We start from the raw sequence: 19390 nt of genomic DNA, 5'->3' as shown, positions 1-19390 counted from the left end.
AGAATCATGACACCTCACCTCGTAGTGTAAAGGGAGGTGTCTACAAAATCGGGGGCATAGCAGAGCTGGAAGCTTGAAGCCGGAAGCTGGAAGTGTTGAGCGGCGAGAAACGAGAAACGAGCGGTTGGTAGCAGGCCGCGGGGCGGGTGCTGGGATGCGAGATGACGAGCCGCGAAAAACGAGAAACGAGCGGCTGGAAGCAGGCCGCAGGGCGGGTGCTGGGATGCGAGATGACGAGCCGCGAAAAACGAGAAACGAGCGGCTGGAAGCAGGCCGCAGGGCGGGAAGTTGAAGGAAGAGGGAAGAGCTGGAAGCTTGAAGCCGGAAGCTGGAAGTGTTGAGCGGCGAGCGACGAGAAACGAGGAACGAGCGGTTGGTAGCAGGCCGCAGGCCGGGTGCTGGGATGCGAGATGACGAGCCGCGCAAAACGAGGAACGAGCGGTTGGGAGCAGGCTGCGTAGCGTTGAGTATGGACGAAAAGGCCCCGCCAGAGTGGTTCTGGCGGGGCCTTGGGGGCTTCTTGCCGGCGGTGTTTCAGTCGGCGGTGGTGGCGTCGGCGGTGCGGGTGGTCTGCGCGAGGCGTTGAATCATGCCGCTGACCATGCGCGTCGAGTGGTCGGCGGCTCTGGCCAGGAATTCCTCGAAGGAGAGGTGGTTGTCGCCACCGCCGGCAATGTCCGAGAGGGCGCGAATGACCACGAAAGGGCAGCCGTACAGGTGGCAGGTCTGCGCAATGGCGGCGGCTTCCATCTCCGCGGCCAGCATGGTCGGGAAGCGCGAGCGGGTCTGGGCGACCAGCTCGGGGCAGGCCATGAAGACATCGCCGGTGGCGATCAGGCCCTCGGTCACCCTGACCTCGTTCATGGCCTCCACGCTCTGGCGGGCCAGCTCCACCAGCTTGGCGTCCGGCAGGTAGGCGGCCGGCATCTGCGGCACCTGGCCATGCTCGTAACCGAAGACCACGGCATCCACGTCGTGGTGACGGACCTCGCTTGAGACCACCACGTCGCCGATTTCCAGCCCTTCGCCGAAACCGCCGGCGGAGCCGGTATTGATCACGGCTTCGGGCTGATACATGTCGAGCAGCAGCGTCGTGCCCACGGCCGCGTTGACCTTGCCGATGCCCGATTGAAGAATCACCACCTCGACATCATGCAGCCGGCCACAGTGGAAGGTGCTGCCCACGTGATGGCGGGTCTCGCAGTCTTCCAGCATCGCCTTGAGCTGAGCGACTTCCTGGGACATGGCGCCGATGATGCCGATGCGTTTCATCTATTCGTTCTCCACGGGGCAAGGCGTGACGTGTAAGGCGTAAGGCCAGCTGTGCCGGGTATTGGCGATCAGGCGCCTTCGGCGAAGACCTGATGCCACTCGCTGCGCTTGGCGAGCAGGTCGCGTGCCAGGTCCTTGGCGCCTTCCAGGCTGTGGCTGGCGGCCCAGCCGCACTGCTCTTCATTGCAGGCAGGGACTTCGTCGGCTTCCAGCACGTCGTTCAGCGTGCCTTCGACGAGCTCGAGCATGCCGTCATAGTCGTCATGGTTGAGCATGGCGATGTAGAAGCCCGTCTGGCAGCCCATGGGGCTGACATCCAGTACCAGGTCGGAATGGTTGCGCGACTTCTCGGCCATCAGATGCTCGAGCGAGTGCAGCGCCGGCATGTCCATGTGGCCCTTGTTCGGCTGGCAGATACGCAGGTCATACTTGTGGATGGTGTCGCCGTGCTGGCCGGTCTTCACATCCGCCAGGCGGACATAAGGCGCCTTCACCTTGGTGTGATCCAGATTGAAGCTCTCGACGTTCATCTTGTCGCTCATCGACGGACCTCGCGATATCTAGCAGTGGAAAGTCAGCGCGCATTCTACCTGAGTCAGGGGCAGGGTGCACGGCAGCCCCTCACACCTCACTTTCTTCCTTCTTCCCTCTTCTTACTTCCCTCTTTTTATCTTCCCTCCGCCTTCAACTTCCGCTACCCGCCCCGCGGCTGGCTTCAAACCGCTCGTTTCTCGTCGCTCGTTACTCGCGGCTCGTCATCTCGCACCGCGGCCTGCTTCCAACCGCTCGTTCCTCGTTTCTCGTTTCTCGTTTCTCGTCGCTCACCACTTCCAGCTTCTAGCTTCCGGCTTCCAGCTCTTCCCTCTTCCTTCTTCTTACTTCCCTCTTTCACCCCTTTGCATCATGCAGCTCGGCAGCCAGTAGGGTGTTTTCGAGCAGTGAAGCCACCGTCATCGGTCCCACGCCGCCGGGCACCGGCGTGATATGGCTGGCATGCGCCGCGGCGCTGTCGAATTCCACGTCTCCGATCAGCTTGCCGTCGTCCTGGCGGTTGATGCCCACATCGATGACGATGGCGTCGTCGCGCACCCACTCGCCCTTGACCAGTCCCGGGGTGCCAACGGCCACCACCAGCAGTTCGGCGCGTCGTACGTGGGCTTCCAGGTCCTTGGTGAAGCGATGGCAGACCGTGGTGGTGCAGCCTGCCAGCATCAGCTCCAGGGACATCGGGCGGCCGACGATATTTGAGGCGCCGACCACGGTGGCATCCAGGCCGCGTATCTTGAGCCCGCTCTCCTGCAGCAGGGTGATGATGCCCTTGGGGGTGCAGGGGCGGAGCAGGGGCAAACGCTGGGCCAGGCGCCCCAGGTTGTAGGGGTGGAAGCCGTCGACATCCTTGTGGGGGTGCACGCGCTCGAGGATGGGCCTGGGGTCCAGATGGTCGGGGAGCGGCAGCTGCACCAGGATGCCGTCGATATGCGGTGCCGCATTGAGCTCATCGACCAGGGCTTCCAGATGCTGCTGCGAGGTATCGGCGGGCAGCTCGTGCATGACCGAGGTGATGCCGGCTTTTTCGCAGGCACGCTGCTTGTTGCGCACATAGACATGGGATGCCGGATCCTCGCCCACCAGCACCACCGCCAGCCCGGGCGCTCGGGCCCCCTCGTCAAGGCGCGCCTGCACCTGTCGAGCAACCTGCTGTCGAACATTGGCGGCAATGGACTTGCCATCGATCAGTTGGGCGGTCATCGGCTTCCCTCTGGCGGTCGATTGGATGTAAGGGGCGTGAAAACGGCAGCGATTTTCTCATGAGCGGGCGTCCAGGCAAAGCGCGAGGGGCGATATTCGGACTTGACGGATAGGGAAAGTTCCGTAGAATACGCAGCGCTTGACGGGGCCTTCTGCGGCGTACGTCAGGGCCGTGCAAGAGCCGGCGGGGTGTAGCGCAGTTTGGTAGCGCGCCTGCTTTGGGAGCAGGATGTCGGGGGTTCGAATCCCTCCACCCCGACCACAAGCTCATGAATGGAATGCCTTTTTTCCAATTCAGGCTTGCGGCAAGTTGCCTGGGTACGTAAGATGCGCCCATAGCTCAACCGGATAGAGCAACGGCCTTCTAAGCCGTAGGTTGCAGGTTCGAGTCCTGCTGGGCGCGCCATGCCAGGTGAGTTCGGCCCGACTCGAGGCAGTCAAGCGTGGGCAGTGAAAGTTGCCCCGTCACGACAGCAAGTGGCGTCGTGATTCGTTGGTGTCAGTGGTGGATGTAGCTCAGTGGTAGAGCCCCGGATTGTGGCTCCGGTGGTCGTGGGTTCGATCCCCATCGTCCACCCCAGCGCACCCAACGGCAGTTCCAGGCAGTGGTGGATGTAGCTCAGTGGTAGAGCCCCGGATTGTGGCTCCGGTGGTCGTGGGTTCGATCCCCATCATCCACCCCATTTGCCTTCCCTCGTGTGTTGTAGTTCCTCCTCGTGTTCGTTCGTGATGCCTGACATTGCCTGGCAGTGAACGAAGCGCTGGCGTATCGCGCCATACCCTTCCATGCTCCGCGCTGTGCCGTGTTGTGCTCGATATCAGGGCTTGCCAAGGCCATTGAGCGTTATTCTTTTGTCGGATGGCCCTTGAATTACGCGAATTCGCCCTTATTTGTCCGGGCATGGCGCTTGCCAGTGAGTAGCGGGATTCATAGAATCCCCACTCTGAATGTTTCAACGCTATTCCATAGAACCAACGCCCCTGTCGGTGTAGAGGACAATTCATGCAAGTTTCCGTCGATACGACCTCCCAGATTGAACGCCGCGTCAAAGTGCAGGTACCCGCCGCCGAGATCGACGAGGCCGTGGACACCCGCCTCAAGGATGCCGCCAAGAGCGTGCGTATCAACGGCTTCCGTCAGGGACGGGTGCCCATGTCGGTCGTTCGCCAGCGTTACGGCGACGATGTGCGTAACGAAGTGGTCGGCGAAGTGATGCGTGAGCGTTACGTCCGTGCCATCACCGATGAGAGCCTCAATCCGGCCGGCAATCCGCAGATCGAGACCGAAGTCAACGAGGCCGGCAAGGACCTGGAGTTCACCGCCATCCTCGAGATCTATCCGGAAATCGAGCTGAACTCCATCGAGGGCAGCGAGGTCGAGCGTCCGGTCGTCGAGGTCAGCGATGCCGACGTGACCGAGATGATCGAGACCCTGCGCAAGCAGAATGCCGGCTGGCAGGAAGTCGACCGGGCAGCCGAAGACGGCGATCAGGTGACCATCGATTTCCAGGGCTACCTGGGCGACGAGCCGTTCGAGGGCGGCAGCGCCGAAGGTCACGAGCTGACCATCGGGTCCGGCAGCTTCATCCCGGGCTTCGAAGAGCAGCTGATCGGTGCCAGCGCCGGCGAGGACAAGGAACTCAAGGTTACCTTCCCCGAGGATTATCAGGCCGAGCAACTGGCCGGCCAGGAAGCGACCTTCAAGGTCAAGGTGCACACCGTCAAGGCGCAGGAACTGCCGGAAGTCGATGCCGAGTTCGTCAAGCAGTTCGGCGTGGAAGACGGCGACCTGGAGCGTTTCCACGAGGAAATCGCCAACAACATGAAGCGCGAGGCCACCCAGGCCATCGACAACCGTGTCAAGCAGCAGGTGCTCGAGGCGCTCAAGAAGGCCAACGACATCGAGGTTCCGCAGTCGCTGATCCAGCAGGAAACCGATGGCCTCAAGCGTCAGGCGGCCCAGCAGTTCGGTCTCGGCGAAGACTTCGACGTCAGCCAGCTGCCCGACGAGCTGTTCGCCGAGCAGGCCAAGAGCCGCGTGCAGATCGGCCTGCTGCTGGCCGAGGTGATCAAGGTCAATGAGCTGGATGCCAGCGACGACGAGATCAAGGCCAAGGTCGAGGAACTCGCTCAGCAGTATCAGGAGCCCGAGCAGGTCGTCGAGTACTACATGGGCAACGACGAGATGAAGAATCAGGTCAAGTCGGCCGTCCTGGAAGAGAAGGGCGTCGATATCCTGCTCGAGCAGGCCACCATCAATGACGTCGAGATGAGCTATCAGGAAGCGCTCGCCGCGGCTCAGCAGCAAGGTGGTGAAGAGGAAGCCGAGGAAGAAGCCGAGCAAAGCCAGGCTTGAATCCTCTCGTGAACCCGCTCGGCGGCATGCCGGGCGGGGAATCAGCCGCCGATCCCATACATCGGATGCAAGGACATCACCCAGATGAGTAACGACATCGATATCCAATCCGCCGGCGGCCTGGTGCCCATGGTGGTCGAGCAGAGCGCACGGGGCGAGCGGTCCTACGACATCTACTCGCGCCTGCTCAAGGAGCGCGTGATCTTCATGGTTGGCCCGGTCGAGGACTACACGGCCAACCTGCTGGTGGCGCAGTTGCTGTTCCTGGAGTCCGAGAACCCCGACAAGGACATCCACCTGTATATCAATTCGCCGGGTGGCTCCGTCACGGCGGGCATGTCGGTCTACGACACCATGCAGTTCATCAAGCCCGATGTGTCCACCGTCTGCATCGGGCAGGCGGCGAGCATGGGGGCCCTGTTGCTGGCCGGTGGCGCTCACGGCAAGCGTTACTGCCTGCCGAATTCGCGGATGATGATTCATCAGCCGCTCGGTGGCTATCAGGGTCAGGCGTCGGACATCGAGATCCACACCCGCGAGATTCTCGGCATCCGCGAGCGCCTGAACCAGATCCTGGCCCATCACACCGGCCAGGAGTTCGAGACGATTGCCAAGGATACCGACCGCGACAACTTCATGAACGGCGAGCAGGCCGCCGAATATGGCCTGATCGACGCCGTGCTGGATAAGCGGCCGACATCCTGATAGCGTGAAACTCACCACGCTTTGACTACGTGATTCACGGTGGCCTGCGGGCCGCCGCTGCGAGAGAGGTACGCGAATGGCCGACGGCAAAGGCAAGGACGAAGACGGCAAGCTGCTGTACTGCTCGTTCTGTGGCAAGAACCAGAACGAAGTGCGCAAGCTGATTGCCGGTCCGTCCGTATATATCTGCGATGAGTGTGTCGACCTGTGCAACGACATCATTCGCGAGGAAGTTCTCGATGCCGATGCCGAGAGCGATGAGGAGCGCCTGCCCGCCCCGCGCGAAATTCGTCACACTCTCGATGACTATGTGATCGGCCAGGATCGCGCCAAGATGGTGCTGTCCGTGGCGGTCTACAACCATTACAAGCGCCTGCGCTATGGCACCAAGGATGAAGTCGAGCTCGGCAAGTCGAACATCCTGCTGATCGGTCCCACGGGTAGTGGCAAGACACTGCTGGCCGAGACCCTGGCGCGTCTGCTCAATGTTCCCTTCACCATCGCCGATGCCACCACGCTCACCGAAGCGGGCTATGTCGGCGAGGATGTCGAGAACATCATCCAGAAGCTGCTGCAGAAGTGCGAGTACGATGTCGAGAAGGCCCAGCGCGGCATTGTCTACATCGACGAGATCGACAAGATCTCGCGCAAGTCGGACAACCCCTCGATCACCCGTGATGTCTCGGGCGAGGGCGTCCAGCAGGCACTGCTCAAGTTGATCGAGGGCACCACGGCTCAGGTGCCACCCCAGGGCGGCCGCAAGCATCCGCAGCAGGAATTCCTGCAGGTGGATACCACCAACATGCTGTTCATCGTTGGCGGTGCCTTCGCCGGTCTCGACAAGGTCATTCGTGACCGTGCCGAGCAGGGCGGCATCGGCTTCAATGCCGAGGTCAAGGGCAAGGACGAAACCAAGGGCTTTGGCGACCTGCTGCTCGACGTGCAGCCGGAAGACCTGGTCAAGTTCGGCCTGATTCCCGAGTTCGTCGGTCGTCTGCCGGCCATCGCGACCCTGACCGAGCTGTCCGAGGATGCCCTGGTGCAGATCCTCACCGAGCCGAAGAACTCGCTGATCAAGCAGTACTCGCGCCTGTTCGAGCTCGAGAACGTCGAACTCGACTTCCGCGAGGACGCGCTGCGCGCCGTGGCCAACAAGGCCATGGAACGCAATACCGGCGCGCGCGGCTTGCGCTCGATTCTGGAGTCCGTGCTGCTCGACACCATGTACGAGATTCCGACGGTCGAAGGGGTCTCCAAGGTCGTCATTGATGCCTCGGTGGTTACCGGGGAGAGCGAACCCTTGTTGATCTATTCGCAAGAGGAGTCACGCGTCGACGGTACCGACGGCTAGTCAGGCCGGGTGGTCGCTCCCTGACCCGCCCGGACATGCTCGGGGAGTCGTCATCACAAGGGCCGCCCAGCGGCCCTTTTCTATGTCGTGCCGTTGCCCCGACCTTGCAATGTCGGGGGATCGCCCCCATCCCTTGGGTATTCACCCGAATCGTTTGAGGATCGTCTGCGATGCAGCAGAACGCCGAACAGACCCAGAGTCTGCCCCTTTTGCCGCTGCGGGACGTGGTCGTCTACCCGCAAATGGTCATTCCGTTGTTCGTCGGCCGGGAAAAATCGATCCAGGCGCTCGAGACGGCGATGGAAATCGACAAGCGCGTGCTCCTCGTGGCGCAGCGTGAAGCCAGCAAGGACGAACCGGATAACGAGGATCTGTTCTCGATCGGCACCGTGGCCGAGATCATGCAGCTTCTCAAGCTGCCCGATGGCACCGTCAAGGTGCTCATCGAAGGTGAGTCGCGGGCCGACATCCGTGATATCCAGGTCGTCGAGGAGGGCTACAGTCGTGCCGAGGTGGTGCTGCGCGAGAGCGAACCGCTCACCGAGCGCGAGCAGGAGTCCCTGGTGCGTGTGCTGCTCAACCAGTTCGAGCAGTACGTCAAGATGTCCAAGAAGGTGCCCAACGAGGTACTGAACTCGCTGTCGGGCATCGAGGATCCGAGCCGGCTGGTCGATACCATCTGTGCGCATCTGTCGTTGAAGATCGACGACAAGCAGCAACTGCTCGAGATGGATCGCGTACGCGATCGCGTCGAACATCTCATGGCGCAGATCGAGTCCGAGATCGACCTGCTGCAGGTCGAGAAGCGCATCCGCTCGCGCGTCAAGGACCAGATGGAGAAGTCCCAGCGCGAGTATTATCTCAACGAGCAGATGAAGGCCATCCAGAAGGAGATGGGCGAGCTCGAGAACGTCCCCAACGAGGCGGACAAGTACGAGCAGGCCATCGACGAATCCGGCATGCCCAAGGAGGCCGCCGAGAAGGCCCGTCAGGAGCTCAGCAAGCTGCGCATGATGTCGCCGTCCTCGGCCGAAGCCACGGTGGTGCGCTCCTATCTGGACTGGCTGACCGCGGTGCCCTGGAAGAAGCGCACCCGTGTGCGCCACGACATCCAGCATGCCCAGAAAGTGCTCGACGAGGATCACCATGGCCTCGAGGAGGTCAAGGAACGCATCCTCGAGTACCTGGCCGTGCAGAAGCGCGTCAAGAAGCTCAAGGGCCCGGTACTCTGCCTGGTCGGTCCGCCCGGGGTCGGCAAGACATCGCTCGGCCAGTCGATCGCGCGTGCCACCAACCGCAAGTATGTGCGCCTGGCACTGGGCGGTGTGCGTGATGAGTCCGAGATCCGCGGCCATCGTCGCACCTACATCGGCTCGCTGCCCGGCAAGATGGTCCAGCGCATGAGCAAGGCCGGGGTCAAGAACCCGCTGTTCCTGCTCGACGAGGTCGACAAGGTCGGCATGGACCACCGCGGCGATCCGTCTTCCGCGCTGCTGGAAGTGCTCGATCCCGAGCAGAACGACAAGTTCAGTGATCATTACCTCGAGCTCGATTACGACCTGTCCGAGACCCTGTTCATCTGCACCGCCAACTCGATGAACATCCCCGGACCGCTGCTCGACCGCATGGAAGTGATTCGTCTGCCGGGCTATACCGAGGACGAGAAGCTGGCCATCGCGCGTCGCTATCTGGTGCCCAAGCAGCTCAAGGCCAACGGCTTCAAGGCCGAGGAACTGACCCTCTCCGATGAGGCGCTGCTGGAGCTGATCCGCTATTACAGCCGTGAAGCCGGGGTGCGTGAACTCGAGCGCCAGGTCGCCAAGGTCTGCCGCAAGGTGCTGCGCAAGCGCCTCGAGCAGGAAGGCAAGGAAGGCGCCCTGGCGCCGGATCACCTGTCGGCCGCCGACATCGAGGAATATGCCGGCGTGCGTCGCTACAGCTATGGCCTGGCCGACCAGGAAGACCAGGTCGGGCGCGTCACCGGCCTGGCCTGGACCTCGGTGGGCGGCGAGCTGCTCAACATCGAGTCGGTGGTCACCCCCGGCAAGGGGCGTCTCGACAAGACCGGCTCGCTGGGCGATGTCATGAAGGAGTCGGTCAGTGCCGCCCAGACCGTGGTGCGTGCCCGGGCCATTTCGCTGGGCGTCGATCCGGAGCGCTTCGAGAAGGAAGACCTGCACATTCACGTCCCCGAGGGCGCCACGCCCAAGGATGGTCCCAGTGCCGGCATCGCCATGGTCACTGCCATGATCTCGGCCTACACCGGGCGTCCGGTGCGCTGTGACGTGGCCATGACCGGTGAGGTCAACCTGCGCGGTGAGGTCCTGCCGATCGGTGGTCTGAAGGAGAAATTGCTGGCGGCCAGGCGTGGTGGTATAAAGACGGTGCTGATTCCCGAGGAGAACCGGCGGGATCTCAAGGAAGTGCCGGACAACATCAAGGATGCACTGGATATCAGGCCAGTGCGCTGGATCGATGAGGTCCTTGATGTGGCGTTGACCGAAAAGACGATTTCGGATAACAACGATACCCGAGCAGAAGATGTTGCTTCTACTCAATCAATGATCAGTACACACTGACGTTTTTCCATCATCATGCCGGGCCAAAAATCCCGGCATGATGGGGATTATCAGGGATGGTCGCTTGACACATCTTTCACTGCATTGCTATAAACTAGCGCTATGCCGTGATTGCGTCATTCAGCCGTAAGTCTCGCTGAGTAGAGTTAATTTACGAAACAGTCAAGGGGTGAAGTGTGAATAAATCCGAGCTGATCGAAGCCATTGCCGCGTCTGCCGATATCCCTAAAGCCGCTGCCTCGCGCGCTCTGGATGCCATGGTGGACACCGTGGCCGATAGCCTGAAGAAGGGCGATAGCGTTTCCTTGGTGGGTTTTGGTACTTTTACGGTCAAGGAGCGTGCAGCGCGCACCGGTCGTAACCCGCAGACCGGCGAGCCGATCCAGATCAGTGCTGCCAAGGTGCCGAGTTTCAAGGCTGGCAAGGCACTGAAGGATTCCGTCAACTAAGGTATCGCCCCGCGTCGATCACCGTTGACCTCGAGTCCCGAACGGGCGCATCGCATGGCGGTGCGCCCGTTTTTTTTCTGTCGCACTCGGGCTTGCTGCCCAGCAATAGAACGACATGATCCGTCTGCCCACCCTAAGGTCGCCAGGCCTTGCTGGATGCGTATAATGTGGCGCGATCAGACACTTTTCATACAGCCGAGGCTTGCATGCTGCAAAGTATTCGTGACCGCTCCGCGAGCTGGGGCGCCAAGATCATCATCGGTGCCGTGGTGGTGGCCATGGGCCTGTTCGGGGCCGATTCGCTGATCGGTCTGCTGGGCAATGACGGTAACGACGTGGCCACCGTCAATGGCGAGTCCATCCAGCGTCAGCAGCTGGAGCTCGAGGTTCAGCGAGCCCTGCGAAGCGGTCAGGCGGCCCCCGAGCAGGAGCGTGAGCTGCGTGCCCAGATGCTCGACAGCCTGATCACCGAGCGCCTCTTGACGCAGTATGCGGAAGAGGGCGGCCTGAACCTTTCCGAAAGCCAGATCGATCAGTTGATCGTCAATCTGTCGCAGTTCCAGGATCAGGACGGCAACTTCTCCCAGGAGCTGTTTCAGCGTCGTCTGTCCCAGATCGGCTTCACCCCGCTGGCCTTTCGCGATCAGCTGCGTTCCGACATGAAGCGCAATCAGCTGCAACAGGGTCTGGCCGTCAGCGAGTTCACCCTGGACAGCGAACAGCAGCGCCTGGCGGCCCTGCGCAGCCAGACGCGCAGCTTCCGCCACCATGCCCTGACCGCCGAGGACCTGGAGAGCCAGCCCGCGGTCAGCGATGAAGAACGGCAGGCCTACTACGAGGCGCATGCCGATCAGTACCAGCGTCCCGAACAGGTCAAGCTGGCCTATATCGTGCTGGACCGCCAGCGTATGGTCGAACAGGTCGAAGTCAGTGAAGAAGCCCTGCGTCAGGCCTGGAATGACGAGGCCTCCGACGCCGATCGGCGTGTCTCGCATATCATGGTCAACTACGGTGACGAGCGTACCCTGCAGGAAGCGCGCGCGCGTCTCGAGCAGGCGCGTCAGGAGCTTTCCGGCGGGGCATCCTTCGCCGAGCTGGCCGCCGAGTATTCCGACGATTCGTCCACCAGTGACGACGGCGGTGACCTGGGCATCATCAGCCGCGGCTTCTTCGGCGAGGCCTTCGACGAGGCGGCCTTCGGTCTCAACGAAGGCCAGGTATCCAGCATCGTCGAGGCCGATGACGCCCTGCACCTGATCAAGGTCACCGAGCTCGATCGCCCGTCCTTCGAGGAATCGCGTGACCGCCTGGCAGAGGAACTGGCCAGTCAGCAGGTGTCCAGCGAGTTCGATGAGCGCGCCCAGCGGCTGATCGACGAGAGCTTTTCCGCCGAAGACCTGCAGAGTGTCGCCGAATCCCTCGACCTCGAGCGTCAGACGAGCGACTGGGTGAGTCGCGATGACGTGTCCGGTGTGCTCTCCGAGCCGGGCGTCATGGATCGTGCCTTCTCGCCGGATGTCATCGAGGAAGGCTTCAACAGCGAAGTCATCGAGCTCGACGAGGACCGTCGCATGGTGCTCCGAGCCATGGATCACCGCGAGGCCACGACCCTGCCGCTCGAGGCAGTGCGCGATCGGGTGACCCAGGCCGTGCAGGCCCAGAAGACGGTGGAAGCGCTTCAGGCGCAGGCCGACGACATGATCGCGTCGCTGCGTGACGGCGAATCGGTCGCGGTCGACTGGCAGCAAGTCGACTCCCTCAGCCGTCAGGATGACACCTCGGTCGCCCAGCCCGTGGTACAGCAAGCGTTCAGGATGCCGCAGCCTGAAGGCGATAAGAGCGTCTACGGCCAGGCAGTCGACGGCCAGCACGTCGTCCTGATCGCCCTGGACGAGGTCAGCGAAGGGCAGGTCAACGAGCAGAGTGAAGCCATGATCAGCCGCATGACCCAGCAACTACGCTCCCAAGCCGCCATCAGCGGACTGCTGGAATACCTCCGCGACAACGCCGAAATCGAACGCTTCTAAGCCCCACCGACGAGTTTCGAGCCACGAGTTACGAGCTGCACGCTACACGCAGCTCGTCTCTCGCCATGCTTCCAACCGCTCGTTTCCCGTTTCTCGCAGCTCGCCTCTCGTTTCCCGCAGCTCGTTTCTCGCCACTTACAGCTTAAAGCTTACAGCTTACAGCTACGCCCCCAGCCCCGCGGCTGCTTCCAACCGCTCGCTTCTCGTTTCTCGTCGCTCGTTCCTCGTTTCTCGCCACTCGCGGCTCGCACCTCACCACTTCCAGCTTCAGGCTTCCAGCTGTCAGCTCAACCCTCTTCCTTCTTCCCTCATCCAACTTCGCGGCACCCGTCCCGCGGCTTGCTTCCAACCGCTCGTTTCTCGCCGCTCGTTTCTCGCCACTCGCGGCTCGCACCACGCCACTTCCAGCTTCAGGCTTCCAGCTGTCAGCTCATCCCTCTTCCTTCTTCCCTCATCCGACTTCCCACTACCCGTCCCGCGGCTGCTTCCAACCGCTCGCTTCTCGTTTCTCGTCGCTCGTTCCTCGTTTCTCGCCACTCGCGGCTCGCACCTCACCACTTCCAGCTTCAGGCTTCCAGCTTCCAGCTCTTCCCTCTTCCTTCTTCCTTCTTCCCTCATCCAACTTCCCGCCCCGGCCGCTCTAACACACGCCATTGTCGCCATGGTGGATGCTGCCTGCCCGGGTACTTCCTAGGCTGAGTGTGACAAAATGCCAGCAGACCGTCGCTGGACTCACTTGTACGCCGTGAAGAGGGGAGCATCATGTATCGCGTGCGTCGCTTTGCGGTTCGCCATGCCCATGCCTTCGAGCGTTTGTATGCCGGCTTCGAGGTCGTGCTCAAGTGGTCGGCACCACTGCTCGAACGCATCGGGTATCAACGGCTCGAGGCGCCGGTGGCCTGGCTGGAAAAGCATATCAAGGGCCTGCTGTTCGACTGTCAGATGTGCGGCCACTGCGTGCTCAGTTCCACCGGCATGTCGTGCCCCATGAACTGTCCCAAGCGCTTGCGCAATGGTCCCTGTGGCGGAGTTCGCGACGATGGCGGCTGCGAGGTCAAGCCGGAGATGCGCTGTGTCTGGCTGGATGCCTGGGAAGGCAGCGAGCGGATGAAGCATGGCGATCGCATCGAGGTGGTGCAGCTGCCGGTGGATGACAGCATGGAAGGTAGCTCGTCCTGGCTCAGAGTGGCGCGTGGCGAGCATGGTGCAGGAGGGGCCCATGAAGTTCGATGATGAACCGGTACCCGGGTATTCGCTGCCCGTTCTGCCCGGCCATGTGTCACCCGGCCGGCTGGAACGGGTGCTGCGTGCCGGGCGTTTTGCCGTGACCACCGAGATCAGCCCGCCGGACTCCGCCGACCCGGCGGAGGTACTGCAGCGAGCGGCGATTTTCGATGGTTATGTCGATGCCATCAATGCCACCGATGGCTCCGGCGCCAACTGCCACATGTCCAGTGTCGGCGTGTGTTCGCTGCTGACTCGGGTCGGCTACGCCACCATCCTGCAGATGTCGTGCCGCGACCGGAATCGCATTGCCATGCAGGGGGAAATTCTCGGCGGTGCGGCCATGGGGTCCTGCAATCTGCTGTGCCTGAGCGGCGACGGCGTCCAGGCCGGCGATCATCCGCATGCCCGGCCGGTCTTCGATCTCGACTCTCTGTCGCTGCTCAACATCGCCAAGGGCATGCGCGACGGCGGTCATTTCGAGAGCGGCCGGGTGATCGAGAGCCCGCCGCGCCTCTTCCTGGGAGCCGCCGAGAACCCCTTCGTGCCGCCCCGGCATGTACGCGCCCAGCGGCTGGCCAAGAAGGTGGCGGCCGGTGCCAACTTCATTCAGACCCAGTACTGCTTCGATACGGCGGCGTTGCGCGACTTCATGGCCGAGATCGGCGACATGGGCCTGCTCGAGGGGCCCGATCGGGTACATGTGCTGGTCGGCATGGGGCCGCTGGGGTCGGCACGCAGTGCACGCTGGATCCGCGACCATGTGCCGGGCGTGCATATCCCGGACCATGTCATCAAGCGCCTGGAGGGCGCCCGGGATCAGCGCGAGGAGGGCACCCGCTTGTGTCGCGACATCCTTCAGGAGGTGCGCGAGATCGAGGGGGTCAGCGGGGCCCATATCATGGCCTATCGGCAGGAAGGCAAGGTGGCGCGCATCATCGAGGAAACCGGTGTGCTCGAAGGGCGTGTGCCCTGGTACCCGGGGCGCGACAACCCCGCCGAACTCAATCCCGAGGCCGCCAGCGCCGTGGGGCCGGCGGCCACCGGGTCCGGCTGGTAAGGCAGCTCAGTCGCTGAGGGGGAAATCGCGCAGGCACAGTGCCTCGCCTGGCGCCGCGACGATTTCCCAGCCCCGCTCGGGCTGCCAGTCACCCAGCACATAGCGCCGCGCCGGCCGGCCATCGACTTCCAGCTCGTGGACATCGGGGCGGTGGGTGTGACCGTGAATCAGGGTCGTCACGCCGTGCTGCTGCAGGCTGGCGACCACCTCGTCGGGCGTCACGTCCATGATGTCCTCGGCCTTGTTGGAGTTGGCCTCGCCGGACTGGTCCCGCAACTGCCGGGCCAGTTCGATGCGCTCGCCGATCGGCATGGCCAGCACCTGTGCCTGCCACTCGGCCTGGCGGGACTGCGCGCGAAAGGCCATGTAGGCCTCGTCGCGGGTGCACAGGCTGTCGCCGTGCATCAGCAGGACCCGCTCGTCGCCCAGGGTCACCAGGCTGGGGTCGGGCAGCAGGCTGGCGCCGGCTTCACGGGCAAAGCGTTCACCGAGCAGGAAGTCGCGGTTGCCGTGCATCAGGTAGATGGCCGTGCCCTGATCGGCGAGATGCTTGAGTGCCTCGGCAATACGCCGGGCGAGCGGCGCATTGCCGGTCGGGTCGGCATCCCCCAGGTCCAGCAGGTCGTCGCCGATCCAGGCCTCGAAGAAATCGCCCAGGATATAGAGCGCCTCTGCGCCTGTGGCGCGCTCGTCCAGCCAGTTCAAGAAACCTTGGGTAATCGCTGGTGCACCGGGATGCAGGTGCAGATCGGAAATCAGCAGGGTGGCCATGTCAGCGTCCGTTGTTGCCGGAGGGTGAGCGGGGTGGGAGACGGCGGCCGTCTCCCGGCGGTCGAGCGACAGGGTCAGCTCGCCGCGTCCTGCAGGCGCGCCGTTTTGAGGATCACGTCCTCGGCGGGCACATCGGCATGCATGCCGCGGCGCGTGGTTTCGACGTTCTTGATGCGCTCGACGACCTCCATGCCCTCGACCACTTCGGCGAACACGCAGTAGCCCCAGCCCTGCAGGTTCTTGCCGCGATGGTTGAGAAAGTCGTTGTCGGCCACATTGATGAAGAACTGCGCCGTGGCCGAGTGCGGGTCCTGGGTGCGGGCCATGGCCAGGGTGCCGACCCGGTTGGGCAGGCCGTTGTCCGCTTCATTCTCTATGGGGGCGTGGGTCGACTTCTGGTTGAAGTCCAGGTCGAAGCCGCCACCCTGCACCATGAAGCCGTCGATCACACGGTGAAAGAGGGTGTTGTCGTAGAAGCCTTCACGGACGTACTGTTCAAAGTTGGCCGCGGTCTTCGGGGCTTGCTCGTGATTCAGGGCGATGACGATATCGCCGAAGTTGGTTTCAAGCGTGATCATGACGATTTCCTGTCGATTGGCCGGATGCCTTGGCGCCGTGCATGGGCGTGGCGCTATAATAGCGGTTTTGCGTCGATGCGCGAAGCCGGAACCCACCGGCCACGCTCGACAGGCCCGCGTTCAACCAGAGGTTGCCCAATCAACATGACCGAGACTACCAGCGCGCCGAACTTCATTCGCAACCAGATCCACGAGGAGCTCGAGGCTGGCCGGCACGACAGGATCGTCACCCGGTTCCCGCCGCATCCCAACGGTTTTCTGCATATCGGCCATGCCAAGTCGATCTGTCTGAATTTCGGGCTTGCCGAGCAATTCGGTGGCGACTGTAACCTGCGTTTCGATGACACCAACCCGGAGAAGGAAGAGCAGGCCTATATCGACGCCATCAAGGAAGACGTCAACTGGCTGGGCTTCGACTGGGCCGGCGAGGTGCGCTATGCCTCCGACTACTTCGACCAGCTCTATGCCTGGGCACAGTACCTGGTGCGCGAGGGCAAGGCCTATGTCGATGACCTCTCGCCGGACGAGATCCGCGAATACCGCGGCACGCTCACCGAGGCCGGCACGCCGAGCCCCTATCGCGAGCGTGGCGTCGAGGAAAACCTCGATCTGCTGGAGCGCATGCGCGTCGGCGAGTTCGCCGAGGGTGAGAAGGTGCTGCGCGCCCGGATCGACATGGCCTCGTCCAACATCAACCTGCGCGACCCGATCCTCTACCGCATTCGTCATGCCAGCCACCACCAGGCCGGCGACAAGTGGAAGATCTATCCGTCGTATGACTTCACCCACGGCCAGTCCGATGCCATCGAGGGCGTCACGCACTCGCTGTGCTCGCTGGAGTTCGAGGACCATCGTCCGCTCTACGACTGGTTCCTCGAGCAGCTGCCGGTGCCGTCGCGCCCGCGCCAGATCGAATTCGCGCGCCTCAACCTCAACTACACCCTGACCTCCAAGCGCAAGCTCAAGCTGCTGGTCGACCAGGGCTATGTCGATGGCTGGGACGACCCGCGCATGCCGACCATCTCCGGCATGCGTCGCCGCGGTTACACGCCGGCCTCGGTGCGCAAGTTCTGCGAGATGATCGGTGTCACCCGCGCCGATGGTGGCCTGGTCGACATCGCCATGCTCTACCACGCCATTCGCTCGGATCTCGAGGACAATGCCCCGCGCGCCATGTGCGTGCTCAAGCCCCTCAAGGTGGTGCTGACCAATGTCCCCGAGGACCACCAGGAGGTCTACGACGTGGCCGGGCATCCCGCCCGCGATGACATGCCGGTGCGCCGCGTGCCCTTCACCCGCGAGATCTACATCGACCAGGACGACTTCATGGAAGAGCCGCCGAAGAAGTTCTTCCGTCTCTCGCCGGGCAAGGAAGTCCGCCTGCGCAACAGCTACGTGATTCGCTGCGACGATGTCATCAAGGACGAAGACGGCGAGCTGCAGGAGCTGCATTGCTCCGTGGACTTCGACACCCTCGGCAAGAACCCCGAAGACCGCAAGGTCAAGGGCGTGCTGCACTGGGTCAGCGCCGCTCACGGCGTGCCGCTGGAAGTCCGGCTCTACGATAACCTCTTCCAGGTCGAACAGCCCGACAAGGATCGCGACGTCGACTTCCTCGAGCACCTGAATCCCGAGTCGCTGGTCACCGTGCAGGGCTTCGGCGAGCCGAGCCTGGCCGAGGCGCAGCCGGAGAGTCGCTATCAGTTCGAGCGTGTCGGCTATTTCTGTGCCGACCGGCATGTCAGCACTCCCGGCAAGCTGGTGTTCAACCGTACCGTGGGACTCAAGGACACCTGGGCGAAGATCAAGAAGAAGGGCTGACATGCAGATCTACAACACCCTGACACGCCGCAAGGAAGCCTTCACGCCCCGCGAAGCCGGGCGCGTGAGCATGTACGTGTGCGGCATGACCGTCTATGACTACTGCCACCTGGGCCATGCCCGGGTGATGGTGGCCTTCGACGTCATCACCCGCTACCTGCGTGCCCGGGGCTATGACGTCAACTATGTGCGCAACATCACCGACATCGACGACAAGATCCTCAGGCGTGCCGAGGAGAACGGAGAGAGCATCAACGCGCTCACCGACCGCATGATCGAGGCCATGCACGAGGACGAAGGGCGGCTCGGCGTCCAGCGGCCCGATCATGAGCCGCGCGCCACCCGACATGTCGATGACATCACCGCCATGATCCAGACGCTGATCGACAAGGGCTACGCCTATGCGGCGGACAATGGCGACGTCTATTACCGGGTCCGTCGCTTCGCCGAGTACGGCAAGCTCAACAACCGCGACCCCGACGAGATGCGCGCCGGCGCCCGGGTGGATGTCGAGGAGCACAAGGAAGATCCCCTCGACTTCGTGCTGTGGAAGGCCGCCAAGCCCGGCGAGGCCGAATGGCCATCGCCCTGGGGGCCGGGGCGCCCCGGCTGGCATATCGAGTGCTCGGCCATGTCGACCTGCTGCCTGGGGGAGACCTTCGATATCCATGGCGGCGGGCCGGATTTGACCTTCCCGCACCACGAGAACGAGATCGCCCAGAGCGAGGCCGCCACCGGCAAGACCTACGTCAACACCTGGATGCATGCCGGGGCCGTGCGCGTCCAGCACGAGAAGATGTCCAAGTCGCTGGGCAACTTCTTCACCATTCGTGACGTGCTCGAGCATCACGACTCGGAAGTGGTGCGCTATCTGCTGGTGGCCAGCCATTACCGCAGCCCGATCAACTATGCACCGGACTCCCTGGCCGATGCCCGCAAGTCGCTGGAGCGTTTCTACAACGCCCTGGACGGGCTGGACCTCGAAAACGCCACGGCGGGGCAGGTGGATGAGCGTTTCGACGCGCGCTTCACCGAGGCCATGGACGACGACTTCAACACCGCCGAGGCGCTCTCGGTGCTCTTCGACCTGGCCCGTGAAGTCAACCGGGCGCGCAGGGAAGCCCCCGAGCAGGCGGCGGCCCTGGCCGCGGAACTCAAGCGGCTGGGCGGTGTGCTGGGATTGCTGCAGCAAGATCCAAAAGCCTTTTTTCAAAGGAGAGTGCTGGCAAAGGGCACCCTGTATGCCGAATCAGAGTCGACCGGTACGGCCAGTGTGAAGAGCGCTGAGGATATAGAAGCCAAAATAGCTCAGCGTAACGAAGCAAGGAAAAATAAAAATTTCCAAGAGGCTGATCGAATCCGTGACGAGCTCGCCGCCCTGGGCATCGTCCTCAAGGACAGCCGCGAAGGCACCTCCTGGGTGTTCGAGGCCCCCGGCGAATGAGCCG

Annotated in this window: 15 protein-coding genes and 4 tRNA genes; 14 read left to right on the top strand and 5 right to left on the bottom strand. The window is 62.7% G+C overall.

Going from position 1 to position 19390, the window contains the following annotated elements; translation table 11 throughout:
- Nucleotides 1-534: 534 nt before the first annotated feature.
- The 3 genes from mtnN to folD all read right to left on the bottom strand — a co-directional run bounded on the left by mtnN (nt 535) and on the right by folD (nt 3021).
- The gene (mtnN, locus tag QWY79_RS15500; protein ID WP_290274758.1) at nt 535-1272 is read right to left on the bottom strand and encodes a 5'-methylthioadenosine/S-adenosylhomocysteine nucleosidase; all 738 of its coding nucleotides are present in this window, start codon (nt 1270-1272) and stop codon (nt 535-537) included.
- A 68-nt stretch (nt 1273-1340) separates the two neighbouring features.
- Nucleotides 1341-1814: an S-ribosylhomocysteine lyase gene (locus QWY79_RS15495; protein WP_290274756.1), complete on the bottom strand. Its 474-nt coding sequence runs from the start codon at nt 1812-1814 to the stop codon at nt 1341-1343.
- 346 nt (nt 1815-2160) lie between these two features.
- On the bottom strand, nt 2161-3021 hold the full coding sequence (gene folD / locus QWY79_RS15490; protein ID WP_290274753.1) for a bifunctional methylenetetrahydrofolate dehydrogenase/methenyltetrahydrofolate cyclohydrolase FolD: 861 nt from the start codon (nt 3019-3021) through the stop codon (nt 2161-2163).
- Between the two features lie 185 nt (nt 3022-3206).
- Here folD and QWY79_RS15485 point away from each other — a divergent pair.
- The 12 genes from QWY79_RS15485 to QWY79_RS15430 all read left to right on the top strand — a co-directional run bounded on the left by QWY79_RS15485 (nt 3207) and on the right by QWY79_RS15430 (nt 14772).
- Nucleotides 3207-3283, top strand: a tRNA-Pro gene (locus tag QWY79_RS15485).
- A 67-nt stretch (nt 3284-3350) separates the two neighbouring features.
- Nucleotides 3351-3427: transfer RNA gene (locus QWY79_RS15480), tRNA-Arg, on the top strand.
- A 99-nt stretch (nt 3428-3526) separates the two neighbouring features.
- Nucleotides 3527-3601, top strand: a tRNA-His gene (locus QWY79_RS15475).
- Nucleotides 3602-3629: 28 nt separating this feature from the next.
- Nucleotides 3630-3704 (top strand) — tRNA-His (locus tag QWY79_RS15470).
- A gap of 320 nt (nt 3705-4024) precedes the next feature.
- Nucleotides 4025-5377, top strand: a complete 1353-nt coding sequence (gene tig, locus QWY79_RS15465; RefSeq protein WP_290274750.1) for a trigger factor — start codon at nt 4025-4027, stop codon at nt 5375-5377.
- Between the two features lie 84 nt (nt 5378-5461).
- Nucleotides 5462-6082, top strand: a complete 621-nt coding sequence (gene clpP / locus QWY79_RS15460; RefSeq protein WP_141320117.1) for an ATP-dependent Clp endopeptidase proteolytic subunit ClpP — start codon at nt 5462-5464, stop codon at nt 6080-6082.
- A 76-nt stretch (nt 6083-6158) separates the two neighbouring features.
- Complete coding sequence (clpX, locus tag QWY79_RS15455; protein ID WP_141320115.1) at nt 6159-7433, top strand: ATP-dependent Clp protease ATP-binding subunit ClpX; 1275 nt, start codon at nt 6159-6161, stop codon at nt 7431-7433.
- A 170-nt stretch (nt 7434-7603) separates the two neighbouring features.
- Entirely contained in the window at nt 7604-10012 is a 2409-nt protein-coding gene (gene lon, locus QWY79_RS15450; protein WP_290274742.1) for an endopeptidase La, read from the top strand.
- 176 nt (nt 10013-10188) lie between these two features.
- Nucleotides 10189-10461, top strand: coding sequence for an HU family DNA-binding protein (locus tag QWY79_RS15445; RefSeq protein WP_141320111.1), 273 nt, complete (start codon nt 10189-10191; stop codon nt 10459-10461).
- Between the two features lie 206 nt (nt 10462-10667).
- On the top strand, nt 10668-12488 hold the full coding sequence (locus QWY79_RS15440; RefSeq protein ID WP_290274738.1) for a SurA N-terminal domain-containing protein: 1821 nt from the start codon (nt 10668-10670) through the stop codon (nt 12486-12488).
- A 762-nt stretch (nt 12489-13250) separates the two neighbouring features.
- Nucleotides 13251-13721 (top strand): methylenetetrahydrofolate reductase C-terminal domain-containing protein, encoded by a 471-nt coding sequence (locus QWY79_RS15435; RefSeq protein WP_290274735.1) that lies wholly within the window; start codon nt 13251-13253, stop codon nt 13719-13721.
- On the top strand, nt 13708-14772 hold the full coding sequence (locus tag QWY79_RS15430; protein ID WP_290274734.1) for a methylenetetrahydrofolate reductase: 1065 nt from the start codon (nt 13708-13710) through the stop codon (nt 14770-14772). Before QWY79_RS15435 ends, QWY79_RS15430 begins: the two co-directional genes overlap by 14 nt.
- 6 nt (nt 14773-14778) lie before the next feature.
- Here the strand turns inward: QWY79_RS15430 and QWY79_RS15425 are convergent, their stop codons facing one another.
- Together QWY79_RS15425 and QWY79_RS15420 are read right to left on the bottom strand one after the other, a co-directional pair.
- Nucleotides 14779-15543 (bottom strand): UDP-2,3-diacylglucosamine diphosphatase, encoded by a 765-nt coding sequence (locus QWY79_RS15425; RefSeq protein WP_290274730.1) that lies wholly within the window; start codon nt 15541-15543, stop codon nt 14779-14781.
- 74 nt (nt 15544-15617) lie between these two features.
- Nucleotides 15618-16121, bottom strand: coding sequence for a peptidylprolyl isomerase (locus tag QWY79_RS15420; RefSeq protein WP_290274727.1), 504 nt, complete (start codon nt 16119-16121; stop codon nt 15618-15620).
- A 144-nt stretch (nt 16122-16265) separates the two neighbouring features.
- On the opposite strand from QWY79_RS15420, the gene QWY79_RS15415 reads away from it, so the two are divergent.
- Nucleotides 16266-17942, top strand: a complete 1677-nt coding sequence (locus QWY79_RS15415) for a glutamine--tRNA ligase/YqeY domain fusion protein (protein WP_290274725.1) — start codon at nt 16266-16268, stop codon at nt 17940-17942.
- A 1-nt stretch (nt 17943) separates the two neighbouring features.
- Nucleotides 17944-19386: a cysteine--tRNA ligase gene (gene cysS / locus QWY79_RS15410; protein WP_290274723.1), complete on the top strand. Its 1443-nt coding sequence runs from the start codon at nt 17944-17946 to the stop codon at nt 19384-19386.
- Nucleotides 19387-19390 lie beyond the last annotated feature (4 nt).

Origin of the sequence: Halomonas sabkhae (assembly GCF_030409265.1) — a bacterium.
Classification (GTDB): Bacteria; Pseudomonadota; Gammaproteobacteria; order Pseudomonadales; family Halomonadaceae; genus Halomonas; species Halomonas halmophila.
The sequence above is the reverse complement of the archived record's forward strand: the minus strand, read 5'-3'. Positions and strand labels throughout refer to the sequence as shown.